The organism is Parvibaculum sp., from assembly GCF_040882025.1.
Classification (GTDB): Bacteria; Pseudomonadota; Alphaproteobacteria; order Parvibaculales; family Parvibaculaceae; genus Parvibaculum.
Window position 1 is genome coordinate 1 of the sequence record NZ_JBBECC010000150.1, and the last position, 17,529, is coordinate 17,529.

The window sequence follows — 17,529 nt, forward strand, 5'->3', positions numbered from 1 at the left end:
CATTGTCTGCGCCTGCTTCGGCGTCGGCGCCAAACGCATCGCGCAGACGGTTGCCGAACGGAAACTCACCACGGTCGCATCGGTCGGCGAGGCGCTGGGCGCCGGCACCAATTGCGGTTCCTGCCGGCCGGAAATCCGTGCCCTGATTGAAAATGTACTCAAACCGGAGGAAGCCGCATGACAAGACGGACGACAGGACATGTATCCTTTGTCGGCGCCGGGCCCGGCGATCCCGAACTGCTGACGCTGCGCGCCCTGCGCCTGCTGCAGGCGGCCGACATCGTTCTCTACGACGCGCTTGTGAGCGCGGAGATTCTGGCGCTGACCCGCGCGGGCGCGCAGCGCGTATCGGTGGGCAAGCGCGCGGGCGGCCACAGCATGAGCCAGGACGAAATCAACACCCTGCTGGTGCGTCTCGCCCGTCGGGGCCGGCATGTGCTGCGGCTCAAGGGCGGCGATCCGGCGATCTTCGGCCGTCTCGGCGAGGAGATCGACGCCTTGCGCGCGGCCGGCATCGGCTATGACATCGTACCGGGGATCACGGCCGCTTCCGCCGCCGCGGCCGCCGCCGGCGTGACGCTGACGCGGCGCGGTGCGGCGCATCGGCTGGAATTCGTTGCCGGACAACGCGAAACCGGCACGACCGTTCTTCCCCGCGATTCCGCCGGGGGCGCCGACGCGACGCTTGCGATCTATATGGCGCGCAAGGCGGCGGCCGGCATCGCGCGCGATCTCATCGCCGCCGGCCGCGCACCGGAAACGCCGGCGCTCGTCATGTCCGATATCGGCCGCGGGAACGAGGTTCAGCTTCGCACCGACCTCCGCGGCCTCGGCAAATGCGTCGCCGCCCTGCCCGCTGCCGCGCCGCTGATCGTTCTCGTCGGCGAAGCGCTGGACGATGCCGCTTGCCGCGCATTCAAGTCGCAGGCCCGCCGCGACAAGGTTCCCGATCCGGGCCGGGATGACACGACTGGCTTTGGCGAACGCTCGACTTCCTCGGCGAAATAGGTTTTTGCACGCAGAGGCGCAGAGACGCAGAGGGGAATGCATGCGTGGCCGGCTCCCGTTTCCCGCCACCCGTTTGCTTTTTGCCGGGCGAAGCCCGGCAGGAAAAACCAGCGCATGCGGAAATCTCATGCGTTTGTACCGCGCCGCAGTACCTCTGCGTCTCTGCGCCTCTGCGTGAACCCTTCCTTGCTTCCCTTCTCCGCGGCTCCGCGCCTCCGCGTGCAAAATTCTTCACCTCACCGCTGGCCGCAGCCGCCCATGGATCCCGGCATCCGCCGCGCCGCCTCGCGGTCGCCATTCAGTAGATTCCGATACTGGCGGGAATGCCCGTTTCGGCGTCATCTGCTGTCCATAATGGCTGGAGATTCCGGTGATGGACCTTCTCAGGCAACCGGCAGAATGGCGACCCGCCGACTGGCAAGAGCAGGCGGCCACCTATCGAGATCAAGCCGAAAGGGTCCGTGATATCGGCCTTCGCCGGCAATTCGCCGAGTTGGCGCATCGACACCTCGAGATGGCGGAAATACTGGAAAAAACCGGATAGCCGGCGTCTCCTCACCCTTCCCCTGCTCGCTTCGCCGCATGGCGAAAAGCAACAAGCCCGCTGTCTCAGCGGGCTTGTTGCCGTTTGCTGCCGTCCCGGTTGCGCTTCGAGCGCGGCGGGACGATCGGCTGCGTTACTTGTTTCTCTCGGCGCTGCTCTCGATATTGTCGCCGGTATTGGAAATGTCCCTGCCGGCCCCCGCAACGGTGTTGCACCCGCCCACAACCGAGACGGCACCGAAGAGAAGCAGCAGGGCGAAAGTCAGCATCGTCGATTTCATGCTCATGGCACTGCCTTTGGCTGAGCGGTTTCGGAATGCCGGCAGAGGAGACGATCCGAAGACGTTTTCGCTCTGCGGGCGATTGGCATTGGCCTCACGAATCCGGCGAGGTCTGCAGGTCAGAACCGTTGCGTGAGTATCATAAAATGAACCACGAGCATGACGGCGGACAAGCTGCTGCTCGGGAAGTAGCCCCAGTTCGCGCTGTACGCCCATCTCGGCAGCACGCCGATCAGAAGAAGCAGCAGGGCGAACAGGACGATCGTGCCGGTACCCATGTCCATAAGCGTCCTCCTGATCGCAGGGGATGAAAAGGGACGAGATGCACGGTATCGGCTGAGCGCGCAACATCACAGCCTCGGAAAGTACTCACCCGCGTTCGCGGGATGGCGTTCCCGCGGTTACGCGCCGGAATTCGACATATCGTCGTAACTCGCGGCGGCCAGCGCCAGTCTGGCCAGCGCCGGGAGGGATTTTGTGCCTGTCTTCTTCATGATCGCGGCACGATGGCTTTCGACAGTACGCTGACTGATTTTCATGTCCGTGGCGATGTTCTTGCTCGGGTTTCCGGCAAGAACCTTTTCCATGACTTCACGCTGCCGGGGTGTGAGACTGGCGATTTGCTTCGCCGCCTCCAGCTGCCAGGCGAACAGCTTGGCTTCGTCCCTCAGTTGATCAAATGCTCGGCGGACACTCACGAGCAGATCGTCGCGGCCAGCCGGTTTTTCGAGAAAGTCCACAGCGCCGGCCTTCATCGCCCGAACCGCCATCGGCACGTCGCCCTTCCCCGTGATCATGATGACCGGAAGCCGGTCGCCCCGTTCGGCCAGATGCCGCAGCAGCCCGAACCCATCCATTCCGGGCAGCACCTCATCGAGCAACAGGCAGGCTTCGCGCCCTGGACGATAGGACGCGAGGAATGTCTCGCAATCTCCATAGTCTTCGGCGGCAAACCCCTCCGCCTCCAGCAACTCACGAAGGCCTTTACGTATCTGACTGTCATCGTCGATGATGAAGATGACCGGTTCATCCGATTTGCGGACAGCGGTTGCCGCGATGGCGTGACGCGCTTCCGGCACATCTGGCGGAGCCGCGACGAGCAGGCGCTGGATGATGTCGATCAGCTCTTGCGACTTGACCGGCTTGTTGAGACGCCAGCAGTTCTGGAGTGCGACGTTACGCAGCACGCCGGTCGATATGTCGCCGGTCATAATGAGAACGGGTAGTTGGTTGCCGAATTTTTCCCGCAGCTTCGCTGCGACCTTGAGCCCGTTCATTCCGTTGGGAAGGTTGTAATCGGCAATGACGATGTCAGGCTGGACGGTTTCGCGCTCCACCAGGTGCAGCGCCGTGGCGCCGTCGGGTGCCGCGATCACCTTGTGGCCCTCGTCGCCGAGGAAAAGCTCGAGAAGCTCGCGCACTTCCGAATCGTCCTCGACGATCAGGATCGTGCCGGCGCGGTGAATGCCGACGGCTCTTTGTCCGGCCGGGGCGAGCGGCCGCTGCCCGTAGGGCCGTTCCGCTGCGGCCGGAACGCGTGCAACATCAATGCAGAAACTGGATCCCTTGCCTGGTTGCGAGTGGACGCGGATATTGTGACCGATCAACTTTCCGATATGCCGCACAATGGACAGGCCAAGACCGAGGCCGCGACGCCGCTGACGCGCATCGTTGTCGACCTGATAATACTCATCAAAGATCGTATCGATGTCGTCGGCGGCAATACCGATGCCGGTATCCAGAACCTCGATGCTGAGCGTTCCTTGGCGGCGTCGGCAGCCGAGAAGTACCTTGCCGCGTTCTGTGTACTTGAATGCATTTGACAGAAGATTGCGAATTACCTGTTCCAGAAGATGCGGGTCGCTGCGCACCCAAAGGCTGCATGGCACCACACGGAAGGCAAGCCCCTGCGCCTGCGCGGTGTATGAGAATTCATCTTCCATCTTCTCGAGAAGGGCACCGATTTCGATGTCGACGACTTCGGTGCGAAAGGTGCCGGCTTCAATCTGGTTAAGATCAAGCAATGTGTTCAGCATGTCCGACATTGAAGCGAGCGTCGTCTCCAGCCGAAGGATCAGCTTCTTTTCGCTCTCGCCTTTGATCTTCCTTGCCAACAGGCCCTGCAGCAATGCGAGGGTCTGCAAGGGCTGACGGAGATCGTGGCTTGCCGCCGAAAGAAATCGCGACTTTGCGACATTGGCAAGATCGGCTTGAAGGCTGGCTGCTTCGAGCGCTTTTGCCGTACGTTTCTGCTCGGTGATATCGACGAAGGTGATTACCACACCTTCCACTCTGTTCTCGCTCGTACGGTAGGGCAATATCCGACGAGTGAACCATACGCCGTTCTTCGCCTCGATTTCCCGCTCGATCGCGCTGAAATTCTCCAACACCTTTCGGGCGTCCGCCGGCAGCGAATCGTCGATCGCCAGGGAATTGATGTCCGTGAGGGGGCGACCGATATCGCCCGGAATGACGCTGAAGAGCGATTTGGTCGCCGGGGTGTAGAAACGGATTTTGAGATCCGCGTCGAGAAAGAGCGTTGCGACGTTGGTGCTGTAGAGCACATTCTGCAGGTCGTTGGATGTCGTCCGCTGCTGCTCCAGCGTTTCCTGAAGCTGGCTGTTGAGGGCGGTAAGCTCCTCGTTGAGCGACTGCAATTCTTCCTTGGACGTCAGCAGCTCCTCGTTGGTCGACTGGAACTCCTCGTTGATCGACAATGCTTCTTCATTGATCGCCTTCTGTTCCTCGTCCGACGCATCGAGATCCCGGATGGCTGTCTGAAGCTCGGCCCGTGTGGATGCGAGGTCCTGCTCGAGCTCGGCCACACGCGCGATTTCTTCATGCTTTCCTGAACGGCGTTGCGCTGGTTCCGGTTTCGGCTTGTCGATGAAGGAAACCAGCATCAGATCTTCACCGTCATTCAGAACCGGTTGCACCTCGATACTGAATGGAGGCATGCCGTCACTGTGACTGGTACTGCCGCCGGGAACCGATATGCGCTTTTTTTCTTGGCTCGCTTTTCGAATCGCCGAGCGGAGTTTGATCCTCAGGTCTTCACTCGCCATGGCAAGCAGATCGTATGTTGGCGCCCCCGACGGAACGCGCAGATAGCGGTCTATCGGCCCCAATGAATAGAGCCACTCATAGCTGTTGTTGATCAGAACAACTGCCGGCGCATAGGACTCCACAACCAGTTGCCGGCAAAGATCGGCGAGAATGGCCGGTCGCGACAACGCATGATTCTGCCATGTGCGGGCAGGAAATTTCACCGTGCCGTCGGCGCTGATCAGATGCCCCAATTCGCGCGGACTGCCGCGGCCGACCTGCCGATAGAGGCGCTCGGGTTTGGATATGACCTCGAAGCGGCCGTCATCGTTGCCGACCGTCTCCGCGTTGCCGAGAAGCAGAATGCCGCCTTCGCGCAGGGCAAAATTGAAAATGGAAACGGCTTTCATCTGCGCTTCCGAGCCCAGATAGATCAGGAGATTCCGGCATGAAATCATGTCGAGACGGGAGAAGGGCGGGTCGGTCAGTACGTCATGCACCGTGAAAACCACAGCCGAGCGCAATGCCGGCAGGATTCTGTAGTTGTCGTCTTCCCTGGTGAAGAAGCGCTCAAGGCGCTCCGGCGACACGTCGGCCCCGATCGAATGGGGGTACAAACCTTCCCGCGCGCTCACCACGGCGTCCTCGTCGACATCCGACGCGAAGATCTGCAGCTTGATGTTGTGCCCGGTTGCCGTGATCTGCTCCTGGAGCAGCATGGCAAGCGAGTAAACCTCTTCGCCCGTGCTGCATCCGACGATCCATATACGGAGAGGACGATCGAGCGAATGGCTCTCGACCATGTCGGGAATGATTTTCTCCGCCAGAAAATCGAACACCTTCGGATCGCGAAAGAAGCTGGTGACGTTGATGAGCAGATCCTTGGCAAGACATTCGAGTTCCTCCGCATCTTTCTGCAGGACTTCGAAGTAACGCTTCATGTCGTCGGCCTCGATCGACGCCAGCGCCATGCGGCGCTCGATCCGGCGTTGCAACGTGCCTCGCTTGTAGAGCCTGAAATCGTGTCCTGTCTTCGCGCGCAGAAGTTCGATGACTGCCGGCAATCGATCGGCTGTATCGGTGGCCTGCTCCGACCGTGGAGTCTGTTTCGACCGTGGCGCCTGTTTCCTGCGGATTTGTCGGCCGTAGGCAAGAAGCGCATCCGGAATGTCGGCGACGGACAGCACCAGGACCGTTGCGCCGGTCAGGATGGCGCTTCGCGGCATACCGTCATACGCCGCCTCTTCGGGGTCTTGCGCGATGACCAGTCCACCCTTTTGCTCGATGGATTTCAGTCCCAGACTGCCGTCCGCGCCCGTTCCCGAGAGAACCACCGAAACGGCGCGCGCGCCGTAGCCTTCCGCCAGAGAGTGCAGCAGAAAATCGAACGGCAATCGGGCGCCGTGACGCGCCTGTGGATGCGAAAGATGCAGCGCGCCGTCGCCGACGGAGAGATAGGTTCCCGGTGGAATGACATAGAGGTGATCGCGCTCGATCGGCATTCCGTTCGCCGCTTGCTGAACAGGCATCGTCGTGTGTTCGGCAAGCAGGTCCACCATCAGGCTCTCATGGGTGGGATCGAGGTGCTGGACCAGAATGAAAGCCATGCCGATATCGGCAGGCAGAGCGCTTACGAGCTTTTTGCAGGCGTCGAGACCGCCCGCCGAGGCGCCGATTCCGACGACGGGAAAGTCGTCCGGCTCCCGGAAAGCCTCATCGGCCGGCGCAACGCGCCCGCTTGACCGCGCTCGATCCGCATCTTCCCGAGCTGGACGTCTTCCTGGCATTTCTGTGTGCTCAAATATAGGCGTCTCACGGAAACGCGAATATTAATCTTATCACAGTTCTCCATATTGTCGCGAACTTGGAGGACTTGCCCCACGCGCCCTGTCGTCCCGAGCCGGCCCCGTCCCTCGAAGGCCAGCAAACGCGTCGGATTCCGGCTCTACGCAGTATCCGACTCTGGGCCCTCCGGCCGTTGGGCGCCTATCCTGAGCCTGCTTGGTTCTTCGAATTGGTTATTGGCGCCCTTGCAGGGGGCCGGTGACTTTTTCCTTGAGCGCATCGGTTGGCGGCCATTGAAGCGTTTGGCTGCGTCGATCTCCGGACATCCAGGTATCGCGTGTCCCGGTCATACCAAAAAGATACGTCTGCGGATCGGTGCGGCACAAGTCGCGATCCCGCTCCCGCCCAAACTCCGGAAACAGGAACACTGCAATGATGAGTATTCGAGGATTTTTTCTGGCGAGCTTTTTCGCCGTTACCGCCCTCATGTCGGCAGGTGCGTTTGAGCGCGCCAATGCGGCAACGACCGAGGATCTGCATCGGGATGCCGCCCAGGCTCTGGAGCTGCTCTACAAGAGCGATCCGGTCGCGAAGCGCGTTTCCGAGCAGGCCAAGGCCGTTCTTGTTTTCCCGAACGTCGTCAAGGCGGGTCTGATATTCGGTGGCGCCTATGGCGAAGGTCTGCTGATGAAGGGATCGAAGGTCGACGGATACTTCAATTCCTTTACCGGCTCCTGGGGCCTGCAAGCCGGCGCGCAGTCATATTCCTACGCCGTCTTCCTGATGACCGACGAGGCCGTGAAATATCTCGACGAGTCGAAGGGCTGGGAAATCGGCGTCGGACCGACGGTTGTCGTCATGGACGAGGGTGCCGCCAAGAACCTGTCGACGTCGACGCTGAAGGATGCCGCTTACGCCTTCATCTTCGATCAGCAGGGCCTGATGGCCGGCGTCAGCATCGAAGGCACGAAGATTTCGCGCATCAAGGACTGAACGAACGCGACCAGGAGATGCGAACGGAGACGCTGTCCATCGGAAACGATGGGCAGCGTTTTCATGACGCGCGCGCGCGATGCCCGAGCCGGGGATATCGCCGTGATATCCCCAGGATAAAGCATGCGCCCGATGCGTCTTGTCCCCGCCGCGATTCGGTTTGTGACAGTTTTTTGACAGTTTGATGACAGAGGGGGTGTTTTGGAGCTGTTTTGACAGCCGCGGATGGAAGGAGATGGTGCCCAGGGGCGGAATCGAACCACCGACACTGCGATTTTCAGTCGCATGCTCTACCAACTGAGCTACCTGGGCGGAAGCTCCGAAGCGAGGCTGAAAAGGGCCCGGCCGCGGCGAGGTTTGCGGGTTATAGGAGATCGAATCCGGGCTGTCCAGAGGGACCAGAAGGCAAGCGCAGACAAAGGCTTAGCGCTCTTCGTTCTCGTCGCCGGCACCGCCCATATCCCATTCGTCCGGCGGCTCGACGGCGGGAATCGCATAGGCGCCCTTGAGCCAGCGGTTGAGATCGACGTCGGCACAATGCTTCGAACAGAAGGGATGGAAATCCGGCAGCGATCTTTTGGCGCAAACCGGACACGGACGCGGGCTGCGCAGCTTCACAACGTTGTTCTTGTCGCCGGTCTCCGTCATTGAACTGTCGCAACGTCGATCCGCTCGCGCGCGAACGACCCTTCGCCGACCAGGCTGACCTCGACCGCGACCTTCCGGCGAAGACGATCGATGAGGTACGGGTTGCCGCGCTCGAGCCAGTCGACGACTTCGGCGGCGGCGCGCGCGACCAGCGGACGGCCGGGCGTCACCTGCGCGACATGCGCGATGCGGCGGAGAAGATCGTTGGCGACCGTTGCGCAGGTCTTTCGGCGCGGACGGCCGCAGGCGTAGGCGGGTTCGGTCAACAGCTTGTCGAGCGGCTCGCGGACGCGCTTGCGCGTCATCTCGACGAGGCCGAATTCCGACATGCCGGAAATCTGCGTCGGCACGCGATCCTTTGCGAAGCCGTTGTTGAGCGCGTCGAGAACCTTTTCGATATTGGCCGGATCGTTCAGATGGATGAAGTCGATGACGATGAGGCCACCGGTGCCGCGCAGGCGCAGCTGATAAACGATTTCATCGACCGCTTCGAGGTTGATCTTGACGCTGGTTTCCTCAAGGCCGGTCGCCGCGGTGTAGCGGCCCGAATTGACGTCGATGGCGGTCAAGGCCTCCGTCGTCTCGACGGTGATCCAGCCGCCCGACGGCAGTTCGGCGCGCGGATCGAGCGCCGCCTCGATTTCTCCGTCCACGTCATATAGCGAAAAGAGCGAGCCCGGCCCGTTGAAGAGTTGCACGCGCTCTATCATTTCGGGCATGGCGCGGCGGCAATAGTGCTGCGCTTCGCCGAAGGCGTCGGCATCGTCGATCAGCACGCGCGATGTGTCGGCGCTGACGCAATCGCGCAGCGTCTTCGACACGGGGTCGAGATCGTGGAAGACGACGCAAGGCGCCGAGGACCGCTTTTCGGTTTCGCGGACCTTGCGCCACTCCTCGGCGAGCTGGCGCGCATCGGCGGCGATGTCCTCGGTCGTCGCGCCGATCGCGGCGGTGCGGACGATGAAGCCCGCCGGTTCGCCGGTGACGCCCATCGGATTGAAGCGCTCGACCATTTCCTCGACCAGCGCGGTCAGACGTTCGCGCTCGGCCTCATCCTCGATGCGGCGCGACAGCGCGACGCCGGACTGATTCGGCACCAGCACCAGCAGGCGCCCCGGAATGGTGACATTGGCCGAAAGACGCACGCCCTTGTCGCTGATCGGATCCTTGACGGCCTGCACCAGGATCGCCTGGCCTTCCTGCACGCAGGCGCTGATCGGCGGCAGCGTGCCTTCATCGAGCCCGGTCAGTTCGCAGAGGCAGCGCGCCTCGCGCGCGCCGAGAAAGCCCGCGCGTTCGAGGCCGACATCGACGAAAGCCGCCTGCATGCCCGGCAGCACGCGCTGGACGCGGCCGAGAAAGATGTTGCCGATCAGGGAATGGCCGGCGCGGCCGGTCTTCGCCTTCAGGTCGTCTTCCATAGTGCGCTCCAGAAAGAGCTCCACGGGCCGACCGTCTTCGATGACCGCGACGCGCGTTTCGCCGGGGCCGACATTGATCAAGACTTCTTCGGACATCAAATTCCCGATTTTGCACCGGCCGCACCCCCGCGTAGCCAATGCCCCCAATTTCACCCTCGTCTCTGTGGAACCGATCCTAACACTGTTGCCGACGATGAGGCCAGACGGGGAAAGTGCTTGATTTTGTTGAAGTGTCGACGTTTCGGGATTCCCTCACGCCGCCTTCGCGTCCGCCCGCTGCGATTTTACCTGTGCGATTGCGTCGGGGGCGAGCCAGCGAGGGAGCGCGCGGCGGGCCCAGGCGGGGCCGTGCGCCTCAAGGCGCTTTTCGGCGAGCGCGCGGGCAAGCGGCAGGTCGCCGCGATAGAGGTAGATCATGTCGCGCAATGTCGAGGTCAGATAGAGGTCGACATCGAAGCCCGGCTCCTCGAAACACATTTCGGCGCGGCCGTCCTCGTTGACGAACCACCAATCGCGCCGGCCGCGCGGCATGTCGGTGAAGGTCAGTTGCACGACGCAGCGCCGCGCGCCGAAGGCCTCGGGTTTCACATGGGTTTCGAGGCCCCACAGGAGCAGCGTCACGTCCGCTTCATGTTTCGCCAGTTCGCGGCGCGTCCATTTCTGGCCCCAGACTCCCAGCGCCTCGACGATGGGGGCGAATTCCTCGCCGGCCGGCGTCAGATGATAGGTCCAGCTTCGGCCGCTTTCGGAACGGCGGCGCTCGATAATGCCTTCGGCCTCGAGCTGCTTCAGGCGGCGCGACAGAAGCGTCGGCGAGGCCAGCGGCACGCCGCGCCGCAACTGGGAAAAGCGCGTGGCGCCGAAAGTCAGATCGCGGATGATGAGCGCCGTCCAGCGCTCGCAAAAAAGCTCTGCCGCCTTGGCGACGGGACAGAACTGGCCGTAGCTCCGCATGATGCGTCCTCCTGAAATTTCCCGAAGCTTAGGAAAAGGCGCGTGCGGCGAATAGTACATTCAATGGACTATTTCCGGCGACCGGAACGCGCGAAAGATGCGCCCGCCGCGGCCAAGGCCGGCGGCGCGAAAAGGCGGAAACGCCTGCAAAACCCTTACCGGAAAGAGACCCCTCCCATGACCCGATCCAACGTCTCCCCCCTCCCCCTGGACGGCCAACCCGACCTTGCGGCCCTGAAAGCGCGCCAGCAGGGCGCCTGGTCCGCTGGCGATTACTCCGTGGTCGGCACCACGCTTCAAATCGTCGGCGAAGACCTTTGCGAAGCGCTCGACATCCGCCCCGGCCAGAAGGTGCTCGACGTTGCCGCCGGCAACGGCAATGTGTCGCTCGCGGCCGCGCGCCGCTGGTGCAACGTCGTTTCGACCGACTATGTGCCGGCGTTGCTCGAACGCGGTCGCGAACGCGCGGCGGCCGAGCGGCTTTCGATGGCGTTTCAGGAGGCCGACGCCGAGGCGCTGCCTTTCGGCGACGGCAGCTTCGATGTCGTCGTGTCCACGTTCGGCGTGATGTTCGCGCCCGATCACGACAAGGCGGCGGCCGAGATGATCCGCGTCTGCCGGTCCGGTGGCAAGATCGCTCTCGCCAACTGGACGCCGGAGGGCTTCATCGGCCAGCTCTTCAAGACCATCGGCAAGCACCTGCCGCCGCCCGCCGGCGCAAAATCGCCGGCACTCTGGGGCACGCGGGCACGGATCGCCGAGATGTTCGGCGCGCAGGCGTCGGCGATCGATGTCGAGGCGCGCAACTTCATCTTCCGCTACCGCTCGTCCGCGCATTGGCTCGACGTCTTCAAGACCTGGTACGGGCCGGTGCTGAAGGCCTTCACGGCCCTCGATCCGGCGGCGCAAGCCAAGCTCGCCGACGATTTGACGGCGCTTGCCGAAAAGTTCAACCGGTCGGGCGACACGACGATGATCGTGCCGAGCGAATATCTCGAAATCGTCGTGACGCGGCGATAGGCGGGAGCGTGCAATCACCCACCCTCCCTCTGTGGGAGGGTGGAAAGGACGTTGCGGTCACTGCTGCCAGAGTGGATAGCCGGCGCCGCCAAGCAGCGCGGCGGTCTCGTAGAGCGGCAGGCCGACGACGGCGGAGTGGGAACCGATCAGGGAACGGATGAACATTGCGGCGCGGCCCTGGATCGCGTAGCCACCGGCCTTGCCCTGCCATTCGCCCGAAGCGATGTAGCCTTCGATTTCGGTTTCCGAAAGGCGCTTGAAGGCGACGCGGGTTTCGACCGCGCGGGCGCTTTCGCCGCCGCCCGGTTTTTTCAGATGGATCGCGGTCCAGACGCGGTGGGCGCGCCCCGACAGCAGCGCGAGACAGGCGCGGGCGTCTGCTTCCGTCTCCGCCTTGGGGAGAATGCGGCGACCGCAGGCAACCACTGTGTCGGCGGCGAGCACCAGTGCGTCTGCGTGAACGGCGGCGACGGCCTCGGCCTTTTCGCGCGCGAGGCGCTCGGCATGGATGCGCGGTAGCTCGCCCTTCAATGGCGTTTCATCGATGTCGGCCGGAGCGACGAGGGCGGGTTCGATGCCGATCCGCGCGAGAAGTTCGAGACGGCGGGGCGAGGCGCTTGCCAGGACGAGGCGGGGAACGGTCACTTGAACCGGTAGGTGATCCGGCCCTTGGTCAGATCGTAGGGCGTCATCTCGACGAGCACCTTGTCGCCCGCCAGCACGCGGATGCGGTTCTTGCGCATCTTGCCGGCCGTGTGGGCGATGATCTCGTGTTCGTTCTCGAGCTTGACGCGAAACGTTGCGTTGGGCAGCAGTTCCGTGACGGTGCCCGGAAACTCGAGCAGTTCTTCCTTCGACATTCAGCATCCTTTGGAGATTTGCCGGGAGAATGGTCAGAAAGCGCCGGAAAATCAAGTGGCGCGGACGCGGAATCGCGTCGCCCGGGACCGCAAAGCGTTGATTTCTCGCGGGAATTTGGCCGGAAGGGCGCCGGATCAGTCGACCAGCAGGTATTCGATGGTCGAGACGACGCGGACGGTCTTCATCACCTGCTCGGCTTCCTGAGTGCCGGGGGTGGCATCGCGGGGGAGGATTTCGAACTGGCCCTGCCAGGCGCGGCGGATGCCGCCGAGGCCGGAGCCCGAATCGGCGGCGAAGGTTTCGGCCGCCTCGCGGGCGCGCTTCGTCGCCTCCTCGATCATTTCGGGCTTCAGCGCCGCAATGCCGGTGAAGAGATAGGAGGGGCGCACGGGCCCGTATTCGTTGGAAAGCACGACGCCCTGATCGACCAGCGCGCTCGACTCACTGTTCGCCTTGACCACGCGGTCAATGTCGGTTGTGCGCAGAACGATCTGCTGCGCGATGATGAAGCGGCTTTCGACCTGTCCGCTGCTCCAGTTCTGCGCCAGACGGTCGGTAACCTGGGGCGCCTGACGCTCGATATCGTCTTCGTTGAAGCCATGCGACTTCAGAAAGCGCATCACTGTGTCGGCGTTGAGCTTGATCTCGGCCTGGGTCTCGCGCAACTCGTTGCCGGTCGCGACGAAGCGCAAGCCCCAAAGTGCGAGATCCGCCTTCACTTCGCGCTCGGAGAGGCCCTTGACCGAGACCGAGCGGTCGCCGAGACGGGACTGAACAAGACCCTGTCCGCCGAACCAGCCGCCCAAGGCAAGACCGAGGGCGAGGATGGCGGCGGCAACGATGGCGGAAACGGGATTCATGGACGGGGCTCCCCAGAGCGATTCAACGGCGGCGACTATAGCATGGCGATTGCGGCAGTTTGAGGGCCTCTGCAAGTGACTTATCCCCAGCGCGCGGTGACCGGGTTATAATTCACTTCAATGGAGGAGGCGTATTTGAACATCAGACCGGCAAACGAAAAAGACGACGATGCCCTGTGGGCGATCATGGAGCCCGTGATCCGCGCGGGCGAGACCTATCCCCTGCCCCGCGACCTCGACCGGGCGGGCGCGCTCGCCTATTGGCGAGCGGGCGGCAACACGGTTTTCGTGAGCGAGGACGAGGGCGGCGTTTCGGGCAGCTATTATCTGCGCGCCAATACCGGCGGCGGCGGCGCGCATGTCGCCAATTGCGGCTACATGGTCGCGCCGCAAGCGCGCGGGCGCGGCGTGGCGCGGGCGATGTGCCTGCATTCGCTCAGGGAAGCAAAGGCGCGCGGCTTTCGCGCCATGCAGTTCAATCTCGTGATCTCGACCAATGAGACGGCTGTGCATCTGTGGCAATCATGCGGGTTCGAGATCGTCGGGCGGCTGCCGGAGGCTTTCGCGCATCCCGTGGAGGGGTTTGTCGATGCGCTGGTGATGTACCGGATGGTTTGAGTACGGAGGGGTTTTGCGTTGGCGCTCCCCTCACCCTTCCCACCTACGCGGCCAACGCCGCTTCGGTGGGCCCCTTCCCTCTGCCCGGAGGGGAGAGGGAAAAATGAACTACCCTGCCGCACTTTCCTTGCGGGGGAAGCGGGTTTCGATCAGGCGGTGGAGCTGGTTGCGGAGTTCGCGGTAGGCGGCCAGGCGGCGGTCGCGGTTGCCGCCGGTGGGTGAGGCGAGCGGATCGTCGATCGCCCAGAATTCGATTTCGGTGGCCGATGTTCGCGTCAGCTCTTCGGCCTTGTCACGCGCTTCGGGTGTCAGGGCGACGATGAGGTCGAAGCTCGTTTCCTCCAGATCGTCGAAGCCCTTGGGTCCGCCCGCCGGCGGCGCCATGCCGTCTTCGCGCAGCACTTCGGCTGTGAAGGGGTCGGGCTCCTCGGCGGGGCGGACGCCGGCGGAATCGACGAAAATGCGGCTTCCGTGAAGCTTTTTCAGGATCGCTTCTGCCATGGTCGAGCGGATCGAATTGAGATTGCAGGCAAAAAGCACGGATGCTGGCATGGCCGCCTTGCGCTCGGGTTTTGCTCTTCCGGTCGCCATCGTCATCCCTTGATATGAAGTACACAGATCAATGTGAAAAGGCGGCGGGCGGTGTCGAAATCCATATCGATCTTGCCGGCGAGACGCTCCTTCAGCAGTTCGGAACCTTCGTTGTGGAGACCGCGGCGGCCCATGTCGATCGCCTCGATCTGGGCAGGCGCGGCCGTCTTGATCGCGTCGTAGTAGCTTTCGCAGATCATGAAGTAGTCCTTCACGATGCGGCGGAACGGCGTCAGCGAGAGCAGGACCTTGCCGTGCGGTTCGGCGCTTTCGAGACGGATGTCGAAGACGAGGCGGTTGTCCTCGATGGCGAGATGCAGCAGGTAGGGGCCGCCATCGCTGCCGACCGGCGCGAAGACGTTTTCCTCCAGGAGATCGAAGATCGCCACTTTCCGCTCATGCTCGACATCCGGACTGCGGCGCACGACCGTATGCTCGTCGAGAACGAGATCGACAATGCGGAAGGCCGCGCCTTCGGGAGGCGCGGGGCTCGTTTCGCTTCCATCGCTGGCGCTTTGGTCGGGCATGGTGCGGTACTTTACGCCGATTTGGGCGGCGGACGCGAGGGGCGCGTCAGATGTTGAGGCGGATTGCGACCGAGCGGGCGTGGGCGTCGAGGCCTTCGGCTTCGGCGAGTGCGACAGCGGCGGGGCCGATGGCGCGCAGCGCGTCGGCGTCGCAGCGGACGATCGACGTGCGCTTCATGAAGTCGAGCACATTGAGACCGGAGGAGAAGCGGGCCGAGCGCGCTGTGGGGAGAACGTGGTTCGAGCCCGCCACATAGTCGCCGATCGCTTCGGGCGTGAAGCGGCCAAGAAAGATCGCGCCGGCATTGGAGACGGCGGCGGCGAGCGGCTCGGGGTCATCCACCGCGATTTCGAGATGTTCGGGCGCGAGGCGGTCGATCAGCGGCACGGCGCCGGCGAGATTTTCGACGACGATGACGGCGCCGAAATCGGCCCAGCTTTTCGTCGCCGTGGTTTCGCGCGGCAGGGCCTGCAACTGGCGCGCGACCGCCTGTTCGACGCGGGTTGCGAATTCCGCATCGTCGGTGATCAGGATCGACTGCGCGCTTTCGTCATGCTCGGCCTGGGAGAGGAGATCGGCGGCGATCCATTCGGGATCGTTCTCGCCATCGGCCAGCACCAGGATTTCGGAGGGACCCGCGATCATGTCGATGCCGACCGTGCCGAAGACCTGGCGCTTGGCTTCGGCGACCCAGGCATTGCCGGGGCCGACGATCTTGTCGACGGGCGCGATCGTCGCCGTGCCGAAGGCAAGCGCGGCAACGGCCTGCGCCCCGCCGACGCGGTAGACCTCGTCGACGCCAGCGATCCCGGCGGCAGCCAGCACCAGCGGATTGACGACACCATCGGGCATGGGCACGACCATGACGAGGCGGTTGACGCCGGCGACCCTGGCCGGGATCGCATTCATCAGGACCGAACTCGGATAGTTGGCGGTGCCGCCCGGCACATAAAGACCGACAGCGGCAACCGGCGTCCAGCGATGGCCGAGCTCGACGCCAGCCTCGTCGGTGAAGCGTTCGTCGGCGGGCTTCTGGCGCGCGTGATAGGCCCGGATGCGGGCTGCGGCGGTTTTCAGCGCGTCGAGCGTCTTCGCGTCGCAGGCTTTCGTTGCCGCATCGATGTCGGCTTGCGGGATGGCAAGGGTTTCCGGCGTCAGCTTTTCGAGGCGGTCGAAGCGCTTCGTGTATTCGATGAGTGCCGCGTCGCCGCGCGCGCGGATATCGGCGATGATTTTCGTCACCACATCGGTGACGTCGACGGACGCCTCGCGCTTGCCGGCGAGGAGCGCGGCGAAGGCGGTTTCGAAGTTTGCGTCCTGCGCGTTGAGGCGAATGGGCATTTTCTCTAGCTCAATTCTGTCGCTTTACCCCTCTCCAAACGGGCTTCGCCCGTTTGACCCTCCCTCAAGGGGAGGGTGGAAGAGAGAACGTGACTATGACTCAATCCAGATCGTGTGCGGGCAGGTTGGGCGTTGCCCAGATGAGCCCGAGATCGGAGAGATGGACCTCGAGCGCCTCGACCTCGAGACGCAACTCGCCGCCGCCCGAAAAAACAAGGGTGACAATGCCCGATGGGGGGTTCAGTTCCTCGAAGCGGATGGCAAGGAGATTCAGGACACCTTCGGGCTTGTCTTGCGAGATATTGCGGGCGCGGACGGCACGCACGTTTTCGAAGTGGAGGCCGGCACGGACGCGTTCATGACTATGGCCGCGCGATGCGCCCGCATCTTCCCAGCGGAAGCGATTGACCACCATGGCGAAGCGGCGCGTCGAGGGAAGGAAGGCGAGATCGGCGACTTTCGTCACCGCGTCCTGAAGCGCGGCCGAAATGACGGCGAGATCGTCCACATCCTCGGCCTGGAGACGCAGGTCGGTCATCGCTTCACGCCTTCTCACGCCAGATTTCGGCACCGCAGGCACCGAGTTTCGCCTCGATGCGCTCGAAGCCGCGATCGAGATGGTAGACGCGGTTGATGGTGGTTTCGCCTTCGGCCGCGAGGCCCGCGATGATGAGCGCGGCGGAAGCGCGCAGGTCGCTCGCCATGACGGGTGCGCCCTTCAGTTTTTCGACGCCATGGACCAGCGCCTTGTCACCATGCAGCGAAATGTCGGCACCGAAGCGGGCAAGTTCCTGCACATGCATGAAACGGTTTTCGAAAATCGTTTCGGTGATTTCGGATTCACCGTCCGCCGTCGTCATCAACGCCATGAACTGCGCCTGGAGATCGGTCGGAAAGCCGGGGAAGACCTGCGTCACGACATCGGTCGCCTGCAGACGTTCGCCATTGCGGAAGATGCGCACGGCACCTTGCTCCGCTTCGACACCGGCGCCGGCGGCGCGCAGCACCGAGAGCGCCGATTCAAAAGTTTCG

General features: G+C 63.1%; 19 protein-coding genes, 1 tRNA gene and 1 pseudogene. 6 read left to right on the forward strand and 15 right to left on the reverse strand.

The annotated features are described in order from the left end of the window. From WEB61_RS10615 to WEB61_RS10625, 3 genes are all read left to right on the forward strand, one after another. Positions 1 to 181, forward strand: a 181-nt coding sequence (locus tag WEB61_RS10615) for a (2Fe-2S)-binding protein (RefSeq protein WP_368064312.1), incomplete at its 5' end; no start/stop codon positions are given. After that, positions 178 to 1,008 (forward strand): uroporphyrinogen-III C-methyltransferase, encoded by an 831-nt coding sequence (gene cobA, locus WEB61_RS10620; protein ID WP_368064313.1) that lies wholly within the window; start codon positions 178 to 180, stop codon positions 1,006 to 1,008. The genes WEB61_RS10615 and cobA, both read left to right, overlap by 4 nt. Before the next feature lie 370 nt (positions 1,009 to 1,378). Next, positions 1,379 to 1,552, forward strand: coding sequence for a hypothetical protein (locus WEB61_RS10625; RefSeq protein WP_368064314.1), 174 nt, complete (start codon positions 1,379 to 1,381; stop codon positions 1,550 to 1,552). A gap of 133 nt (positions 1,553 to 1,685) precedes the next feature. Here WEB61_RS10625 and WEB61_RS10630 read toward each other — a convergent pair whose 3' ends face one another. From WEB61_RS10630 to WEB61_RS10640, 3 genes are all read right to left on the reverse strand, one after another. Further along, entirely contained in the window at positions 1,686 to 1,838 is a 153-nt protein-coding gene (locus WEB61_RS10630) for an entericidin A/B family lipoprotein (RefSeq protein ID WP_368064315.1), read from the reverse strand. A gap of 113 nt (positions 1,839 to 1,951) precedes the next feature. Further along, positions 1,952 to 2,110 (reverse strand): DUF3309 domain-containing protein, encoded by a 159-nt coding sequence (locus WEB61_RS10635; RefSeq protein ID WP_368064329.1) that lies wholly within the window; start codon positions 2,108 to 2,110, stop codon positions 1,952 to 1,954. Between the two features lie 123 nt (positions 2,111 to 2,233). After that, positions 2,234 to 6,664: a chemotaxis protein CheB gene (locus WEB61_RS10640; protein ID WP_368064316.1), complete on the reverse strand. Its 4,431-nt coding sequence runs from the start codon at positions 6,662 to 6,664 to the stop codon at positions 2,234 to 2,236. A gap of 430 nt (positions 6,665 to 7,094) precedes the next feature. Here WEB61_RS10640 and WEB61_RS10645 point away from each other — a divergent pair, with 430 nt between their 5' ends. Continuing rightward, entirely contained in the window at positions 7,095 to 7,655 is a 561-nt protein-coding gene (locus WEB61_RS10645) for a YSC84-related protein (RefSeq protein ID WP_368064317.1), read from the forward strand. A 236-nt stretch (positions 7,656 to 7,891) separates the two neighbouring features. Here the strand turns inward: WEB61_RS10645 and WEB61_RS10650 are convergent. The 4 genes from WEB61_RS10650 to WEB61_RS10665 form a co-directional block, all read right to left on the reverse strand. Beyond that, positions 7,892 to 7,967 (reverse strand) — tRNA-Phe (locus WEB61_RS10650). Between the two features lie 111 nt (positions 7,968 to 8,078). Continuing rightward, on the reverse strand, positions 8,079 to 8,303 hold the full coding sequence (gene yacG / locus WEB61_RS10655; protein ID WP_368064318.1) for a DNA gyrase inhibitor YacG: 225 nt from the start codon (positions 8,301 to 8,303) through the stop codon (positions 8,079 to 8,081). Continuing rightward, positions 8,300 to 9,820 (reverse strand): ribonuclease E/G, encoded by a 1,521-nt coding sequence (locus WEB61_RS10660; protein WP_368064319.1) that lies wholly within the window; start codon positions 9,818 to 9,820, stop codon positions 8,300 to 8,302. The genes yacG and WEB61_RS10660 overlap by 4 nt, the downstream gene beginning before the upstream one ends. A 156-nt stretch (positions 9,821 to 9,976) precedes the next feature. Then, positions 9,977 to 10,678: a winged helix-turn-helix transcriptional regulator gene (locus tag WEB61_RS10665; protein ID WP_368064320.1), complete on the reverse strand. Its 702-nt coding sequence runs from the start codon at positions 10,676 to 10,678 to the stop codon at positions 9,977 to 9,979. Between the two features lie 177 nt (positions 10,679 to 10,855). Here WEB61_RS10665 and WEB61_RS10670 point away from each other — a divergent pair, with 177 nt between their 5' ends. Further along, entirely contained in the window at positions 10,856 to 11,698 is an 843-nt protein-coding gene (locus WEB61_RS10670; protein ID WP_368064321.1) for a class I SAM-dependent methyltransferase, read from the forward strand. Positions 11,699 to 11,755: 57 nt separating this feature from the next. Here the strand turns inward: WEB61_RS10670 and WEB61_RS10675 are convergent, their stop codons facing one another. From WEB61_RS10675 to WEB61_RS10685, 3 genes are all read right to left on the reverse strand, one after another. Further along, complete coding sequence (locus WEB61_RS10675) at positions 11,756 to 12,343, reverse strand: nucleoside triphosphate pyrophosphatase (protein ID WP_368064322.1); 588 nt, start codon at positions 12,341 to 12,343, stop codon at positions 11,756 to 11,758. Then, positions 12,340 to 12,558 carry a translation initiation factor IF-1 gene (gene infA, locus WEB61_RS10680; RefSeq protein ID WP_293509117.1) on the reverse strand — a complete coding sequence of 73 codons (219 nt, stop codon included), beginning with the start codon at positions 12,556 to 12,558 and terminating at the stop codon, positions 12,340 to 12,342. The genes WEB61_RS10675 and infA overlap by 4 nt, the downstream gene beginning before the upstream one ends. Before the next feature lie 135 nt (positions 12,559 to 12,693). Then, complete coding sequence (locus WEB61_RS10685; protein ID WP_368064323.1) at positions 12,694 to 13,419, reverse strand: SIMPL domain-containing protein; 726 nt, start codon at positions 13,417 to 13,419, stop codon at positions 12,694 to 12,696. Positions 13,420 to 13,554: 135 nt separating this feature from the next. On the opposite strand from WEB61_RS10685, the gene WEB61_RS10690 reads away from it, so the two are divergent. Then, positions 13,555 to 14,037: an N-acetyltransferase family protein gene (locus WEB61_RS10690; RefSeq protein WP_368064324.1), complete on the forward strand. Its 483-nt coding sequence runs from the start codon at positions 13,555 to 13,557 to the stop codon at positions 14,035 to 14,037. Between the two features lie 108 nt (positions 14,038 to 14,145). Here the strand turns inward: WEB61_RS10690 and WEB61_RS10695 are convergent, their stop codons facing one another. From WEB61_RS10695 to WEB61_RS10715, 5 genes and pseudogenes are all read right to left on the reverse strand, one after another. Then, positions 14,146 to 14,628: a low molecular weight phosphatase family protein gene (locus tag WEB61_RS10695; protein WP_368064325.1), complete on the reverse strand. Its 483-nt coding sequence runs from the start codon at positions 14,626 to 14,628 to the stop codon at positions 14,146 to 14,148. A gap of 2 nt (positions 14,629 to 14,630) precedes the next feature. Next, the gene (locus WEB61_RS10700; protein ID WP_368064326.1) at positions 14,631 to 15,155 is read right to left on the reverse strand and encodes a UPF0262 family protein; all 525 of its coding nucleotides are present in this window, start codon (positions 15,153 to 15,155) and stop codon (positions 14,631 to 14,633) included. 46 nt (positions 15,156 to 15,201) lie between these two features. Then, positions 15,202 to 16,497, reverse strand: a complete 1,296-nt coding sequence (gene hisD / locus WEB61_RS10705; protein WP_368064327.1) for a histidinol dehydrogenase — start codon at positions 16,495 to 16,497, stop codon at positions 15,202 to 15,204. A 100-nt stretch (positions 16,498 to 16,597) separates the two neighbouring features. After that, complete coding sequence (locus tag WEB61_RS10710) at positions 16,598 to 17,035, reverse strand: DUF2948 family protein (RefSeq protein ID WP_368064328.1); 438 nt, start codon at positions 17,033 to 17,035, stop codon at positions 16,598 to 16,600. 4 nt (positions 17,036 to 17,039) lie between these two features. Next, positions 17,040 to 17,529 (reverse strand): annotated as a pseudogene (locus WEB61_RS10715) (UDP-N-acetylglucosamine 1-carboxyvinyltransferase); the annotation flags it as partial.